At 40.2% G+C, this 6,430-nt stretch carries 5 protein-coding genes and 2 pseudogenes; all 7 read left to right on the top strand.

The annotated features are described in order from the left end of the window. Window positions 1-640: pseudogene (locus BZG25_RS16010) on the top strand (sel1 repeat family protein); the annotation flags it as partial. Window positions 641-871: 231 nt separating this feature from the next. After that, on the top strand, window positions 872-1,066 hold the full coding sequence (locus BZG25_RS15425; RefSeq protein WP_131825362.1) for a hypothetical protein: 195 nt from the start codon (window positions 872-874) through the stop codon (window positions 1,064-1,066). 146 nt (window positions 1,067-1,212) lie between these two features. Continuing rightward, window positions 1,213-3,066: a hypothetical protein gene (locus BZG25_RS15420; RefSeq protein WP_131826120.1), complete on the top strand. Its 1,854-nt coding sequence runs from the start codon at window positions 1,213-1,215 to the stop codon at window positions 3,064-3,066. Beyond that, window positions 3,063-4,100, top strand: a complete 1,038-nt coding sequence (locus BZG25_RS15415; protein ID WP_077639352.1) for a hypothetical protein — start codon at window positions 3,063-3,065, stop codon at window positions 4,098-4,100. The genes BZG25_RS15420 and BZG25_RS15415 overlap by 4 nt, the downstream gene beginning before the upstream one ends. Before the next feature lie 211 nt (window positions 4,101-4,311). Beyond that, entirely contained in the window at window positions 4,312-4,602 is a 291-nt protein-coding gene (locus BZG25_RS15955) for a hypothetical protein (RefSeq protein WP_131825366.1), read from the top strand. Window position 4,603: 1 nt separating this feature from the next. After that, window positions 4,604-5,638 carry a hypothetical protein gene (locus BZG25_RS15410; RefSeq protein ID WP_077641682.1) on the top strand — a complete coding sequence of 345 codons (1,035 nt, stop codon included), beginning with the start codon at window positions 4,604-4,606 and terminating at the stop codon, window positions 5,636-5,638. A 352-nt stretch (window positions 5,639-5,990) separates the two neighbouring features. Further along, window positions 5,991-6,430: pseudogene (locus BZG25_RS15405) on the top strand (hypothetical protein); the annotation flags it as partial.

The following is a 6,430-nucleotide window of genomic DNA, read 5'->3' as shown; positions in this document are numbered from 1 at the left end:
TACCTCCTATGAAAATAAATACTGCACTGAGGAAATTTACCAAAAAGCAGTCGAGGGATTTAAAAAACTCGCAGCGGAAGGCGATCTTCGTGCTCAGTATTTTTTGTTAAAAGATCAAGGTCTTGATGAATCAGTAGAAAAGCGTGAAGAGTATATAAAAGAAGTGATTCGATTTGCAGAGGCGCATTACTATAAGCCATTGATGGACTATACCGACTCATTGCAAAAGCAGACAAATAACGGTGTCATCTTTCGTTCAAAAGAACTAGAAAAATTAGCATTCGATCTTTTTAAGATTGCAAGTAATAATAATTACATCCCAGCTATGGGGACAGTAATGTACTACGAAGAGAGTAATGATGAATTATTCGAAAGAATGAAAAAAGTAGGAGGCAGTTACTACTTTTTATCAATGGCATTAGATAGAAGTGATGAGCTAAATAATCAAGAAAAATATTGTCATGCGTTATTGTACGAAAAGATATTTAAGGATAGTCGTTATTTTATTTATTATGATGACTGGCCAGATAAGAGTGATTACGATGAAAGCATTTGTAATATAGAAAAAGAAATCGCTGAGATGAAACCGATGATTTATATCGATTACTTCACTAGGATCGATAATTGGGGCCAAGGTTGATTTTCTGTTCAGTTGAGACTGGTACGTTAAAAATTTCAAGACTTCTTGGCCGTTTTGATTTGACATCCTAAATGTTCACCACCCAGTGAGTGTTATAACACTTGCTGGGCGGTAGCATTTCTTAGCTTTAAAACGTTATGCTATCTCTCGGCCAAAACATCACTACCTGTTGGGCATAGCACTATGATAAGTCATAAAACGATTATCCAAGTTATACTTTTAAGCATATCGATGAGTTTCCTCTCCGGTTGCAAAGAAAAGGCGATCAACCCTGAAGATGACATTCCTTTATTTAAAGACCTCATTGAGGCGAACATTGATAAAGTTGTCGATGATCCTTACATATCAAGTACACTGAGGCCTGATGATGAGATGTATGAAGTGATGTTAAAACTACAACGGGGTATACCTTGGAGTGAAAGCTGATAAGAGGAACTCAATCGTCTATTCTAGACGGTCAGGAGGATTCGGTCCTCATAGGGCAAGTACGAGAGAAAAAGCGCATATTGCTTTGGGATGAGCACAAAGATTGGGCACCAGAAAATTTGAACAATCAAATTGTGCCTGACTCAATGGCGTTGAATACGACAATTGTTGAGTGCGCACTCACTTCCAAGCCAAACGAAGCGATGTATATACGCTCAACATGTGCGGTTATAGATAATGACCCAGCAAGGAATAAGCAAAGTTGTGCGCAAGTTTATGAACCCACGCTACCAACAGGGCAAGGAGTGATAAAGCCCGAGGGATTCAAGGACGCGTTAAGAGACGCCTTGGGGAATGATGCGGAAATTAAAAAGACGTTTGCGTTGGCCAACGTGGGGGGAGAGGTCGCTTTAGATGAGGCCTATGAGTATGTGCTACCGTGGCGAACCCAGCAAACCGAGATTTTTGGTAACACCGTTAAGATGGACGTTAGCGGCGGCGCACAATTTATGCGATTTACATATTCAGCGCAGGCAGCAGCTGAAAGCGTCAACTTAAACTTAGTGGGGAACACGCAGCTGGGAGCGTCGCTTGATTTCGCCAGCGGCCAATTAGCGACAAAATTCTCCATTCCAGCTGAAAACATGTACGATCTAAAAGTTCCTTATTACACCGTTGACAATGAGCGTCGTGAAGTGAGCTTAGGAGACATTCGCTTCGACATTGAAGCGGTTGTGCACGGTATGTTAGCGGCAAGCATAAAATACTCGAATGAGATTGGATTTGGTCAAGATGGTGCCACAGGCGCCACAGGCCTGCGGACATCTCAAACCTTTATTGCAACACGTTTGGAAAGCAAGAAAGACCTAGAACTCGCAGATGATAGTAAACTGCGAAATATTAAGGCGGGTGCAAAGACTGAGGTGTCGGCCTTTGCTGGTGCAGAGGTAGGTGGACAAGTCAGTCTTGAATGCTTATGGAAAAATGTGGGTAGCTCGGACATGAAACAGTTGTTTAAGCTCGCCACTCGTCTCACCGCGCAGTTAGGCGTTGGAGCCAAACTTATCTTGCAATGTACCTTAGATAATGGCCGCTTAATTTTTCGTTTCGACTTTGGCGCCGCGTCTATTGCCGGTTTCTCTGGCAAGCTGGCGTTTGAGTTAGACCCGCTTGCTTACGATGAATTTATCTCACGGCTGTTAGATGTGATGGAGCACCCGAGCTTCAGTCGCTTTGGCCTATTCCATGAAAGTGACGGCAGTGAAGCCTTTTATGCTTTTAACAGGCTACTGACAGTGGCCGTTGCCTATCAACTTACCCTGACGCAAATTGCACTGCTTCCTTTTCATCTTATTCGCGATATGGAGCAGCGAGCGTTGGAGGCGACGAACGCCCCCTTTGTGGCGAACTTCATTAATAGTGACGTTGAGACATCCGGTCAGCGAGACTGGATCAAGAAAATGCCGGCTGAGACCTACGCCAAGCTCTTTTCGGTTCTATTGCATTATCATGATTTAGGATTTTGGGGTAACGATGCAGAAGCTGCTGAGCGTAATCTTAACCAAGTGGCTGCGATGACCAAGCTTTTAGAATGGATAAGAGGAGAGAGCCACCCGATAAGCGATAATGCCAAGAAAAAGTTCGAGAACGTCATGCAAAGGGTCGGAGAAGAGATTGAGATGGAGCTTCCCGAAGAGGTGAAATGGCAACAGTATGCGGAAAACATTGATAGAATTATCTGTTTCTGGGAAGAATCCTATAAAAAATTGGATCTTATAAAAGACCAAGACTTCAAGCGTGATTTAATTCGTCGCAAGGAGCTTCTAGTCAATAATGTATCTTCTTTAACGGAAGATTGGGCTCCTTTGAAAAGAAGTATAATACTTCCAGCTTATCAAAAAGTAGACGAATATATAGTGGTTAACCGGGATGACAAAGAAGGTATCACTTATGCTAAAAGACAAGGATATCGCGAGTTAGTAGGTGGTAGAAAACAATGAAGTTGATTATTTTATTATTTGTTTTTTTTATTTTTTCAACGTCGTCATCTAAAGCTGAAACAGTCCAAGAGGGATTATCTCTGCTAAATGAAGGAAAGTATGAAGATGCAAATGAAGTTTTTAAATCGCTTTCTGATAAAGGTAACGCTAAAGCCTCTTACTGGTTAGCCTATACACAATTTAAAACATCAGGCACGCTAGGCGCAGGGTCGAGCCTATTAAAAGCTGCTGAAGGTGGTAACCCTTGGGCAATGGCGACACTAGCAGGTACCCATATGCCAAAGGTGACGACATCATATTGTAATTATCTTGGCTGGCCGTGTGATGAAAAATGGGTTGATAAAGCAATTGAGGGATGGGAGAAACTCGCAGAAGAAGGTGATGGAAAGGCAATGTATGCCCTTTTATATCATGACCCTAGCTGGTGGCAGTACATTCCAATATATAGCGACTACCGATATGGGAAAATAGCAAGAAAGTTATATGAGAATAAAGGTTTCGCTTTCTTTTATGACTCCTCATTCTGGTCTTTTTTTAATGAAGAAAAGAGAGTTGAGTATTTGGGAAAGATGGCTTCAGATGGCGATGGCGTAGCATCCTATAAATTGTTTCATATACTTGAAGAGAATGAAGAAATCAGAAAAGCGATTAGTACGATAGAAAATGGAATAAAAGAACGAAATTCTTACGCTTTATATAGCGCATCTGTAGGGTTAATACGTCTTAAGAGGACGTATAGTATAGGCTCGAAAGATGAAAAAACTTCTAAACGCGCGTATTTCTATTGTAGCGCTGCTGATAGTCTTCTCGGAAATAACGATAGATGTCGTGCTATTAACTTCTTTGATTTCGAATATGATCGAAATATAGGAATGCATAAGTATTATGATAAAGTTACCGGAGAAAGGGTGACAGAAAAACAGCTTGAAAATATTCGAAAAGAGGCGAAAGAATATGTCGCAGGATATCACACTGATTTAAAACTCGATGAAACAACCGTTGAATTCTTCAAGGGCTATAGTGATAATCTTTGAATTTTTATATGTAAAAAATTCATATCTCTTTGTCTACGGTAATAGTCAAAATACTGTGTCCAGCACCGCGAAAATGATCTGGCGTTTTCCTCTACCTAGAGCACTTGCGCCAGAGGACGATTTTCTGTTTGGCTAAGACCAATATTTCGTTTTAAGTGTAAAGCTTCTTCCAAGTGTTGAGTGTGTAGTCTAAATATTTACCGCCCAGTGAGTGCTACAACACTCACTGGGCGGTAGCATTCCTTATCAGCTTACCCTGACGCAAATTGCACTGCTTCCTTTTCATCTTATTCGAGATAAGGAGAAGCGAGCGTTAGAGGCGAAAAAAATGCCCCTTTGTAGCGAACGTCTTGATGCTATGAGACCTTGGGTTCCTTACAAGAAGGTTATTTATCTTCCCGCCTACCAGGAAGTGATTGAATACGAAGTTGCTCATGTAAATGATAAGTCAAAAATAAATGAACTAAAAAATAAAAGGTTCCAGAAAATCATTGGTGGTTAATGTGAAGTTGTTAAAATTTCTAGCAATGTCTGCTTGTGTTTTTCCATTCCTATCTTGTGCGGAAACGTTGGAGAAAGGAATTGAAGTATTAAATCAAGGTCAGTTTAAAAAGGCCCGTGAGATATTTAAACCGTTAGCTGAACATGGCGATGCTAATGCAGCCTACTGGTTGGCGTATACCCAGTTCAAGACTGCCGAAACACTGTATGTAGGTTCTAACTTACTAAAGGTAGCTGAAGGTGGTAACCCTTGGGCGATGGCGACACTTGCAGGTACCCATATGCCAAAGGTGACTACCTCATATTGTAATTATCTTGGCTGGCCGTGTGACGAGAAATGGGTTGATAAAGCAATAGAAGGTTGGGAGAAACTCGCCGAAGAAGGTGATGGAAAGGCAATGTATGCCCTTTTATATCATGACCCTAGTTGGTGGCAGTATATTCCATTTTATCGGGATTATCGATATGAGCAGTTAGCGAGTAAGTTATATAAAAACAAAGGCTATACCTTTTTCTTTGATGACAGGATTTGGTCTGATCTTAATGAAGATACCCGCCCAAAATATTTGGAAAAAATAGCTAAGGATGGGAACCTTTATGGGGCATATCAAGCGGCCTTTATATATAAAAAAAGAAATCGCATTGATGAGGCTTTAAAATGGATAGAGTATGGAATAGAAAGAGGTGACTACTATGCATTTGTATTTAAAAGTGTAATTTTTATTCCGTTAATGCGAGATAATGGAGTAGGCGATAAAGATAGTTTATCTTCGAAAGTCTCATTCTTCTACTGTATGGTTGCTAACTCTATGAATAGCCATTATGACTGCGATTTAATAAGATACTTTGATGAAGAGTACAATGAAAAAATAGATAAATTAAAATATTTCGATAACTATAGTGGTGAGCGTGTTAAAAAAGAGGAGATTGAAAGTATAAGACTCAAGGCTAGAGAAAGAGCTAAGGGGTATAAAGCAAACCTCTATTTGGACGAAACAACAGTTGAGTTTTTTAGAGGGTACTCGACTAATTTATAAAATTATTTTATAGATCATGCCTTTTTAGTTTCCAATTCATAGCTATCAGTGAGTCAAAAGGCTCACTGATAGCTATGAATTATTTATAAGGGCGAGATCGCGAATTTTTTATTCAAAAAGATCGGTTTGAAGATCACGAGAATGTTCATAGTACTTACGCCCGAGGACGATTTTTTTGGCTAAGGCCAATATTTCGTTTTAAGTGTAAAGCTCTTTTCCAAGTGTTGAGTGTGTACTCTAAATATTTACCACCCAGTGAGTGATGCAACACCCGCTGGGCGGTAGCATTCCTTAGCTTTAAAACGTTATGCTATCTGTCGGTCTAAAATCACTATCTGCTGGACACTGCCTTATGATGCGTCATAAAACGATTATCCAAGTTATACTTTTAAGCATATCGATGAGTATCCTCACCGGTTGCAAAGAAAAGGCGATAAACCCTGAAGGTGATATTCCTTTATTCAAGGACTTCATTGAAAAGAATATTGATAAAGTAGCCGATGATCCTTATATATCCAGCACAGTTCGTCCTGAAAATGAAATGTATGATGTGTTGCTTGATCTACAACGAGGAACGCCTTGGAGCAAAGAAGAAGAAGATCGATTTAATCGCCTTATAGAGAAAGGGAATGCTCATGCAACGATTCTATATTCGCGATTAACATTGAATGATATCTCAGAAAAAAGTGTCGTAGTATCTCGTCTAGCGAAGCTAATGAGCGAGGGAAATCCTTATGCAGCTTATTGGCTTTCTAATAGAAGCTATCGCTGTCGAGCACACCTAGGCTCGAG

It is taken from the genome of Salinivibrio sp. ML198, assembly GCF_001996015.1.
GTDB classification, from domain to species: Bacteria; Pseudomonadota; Gammaproteobacteria; order Enterobacterales; family Vibrionaceae; genus Salinivibrio; species Salinivibrio siamensis.
The sequence above is the reverse complement of the archived record's forward strand: the minus strand, read 5'-3'. Positions and strand labels throughout refer to the sequence as shown.

Coding starts and splice junctions, on each gene's coding strand:
- BZG25_RS15425 (WP_131825362.1), top strand. CDS start 872: ATGAGTTTCCTCTCCGGTTGCAAAGAAAAGGCGATCAACCCTGAAGAT.
- BZG25_RS15420 (WP_131826120.1), top strand. CDS start 1,213: ATGGCGTTGAATACGACAATTGTTGAGTGCGCACTCACTTCCAAGCCA.
- BZG25_RS15415 (WP_077639352.1), top strand. CDS start 3,063: ATGAAGTTGATTATTTTATTATTTGTTTTTTTTATTTTTTCAACGTCG.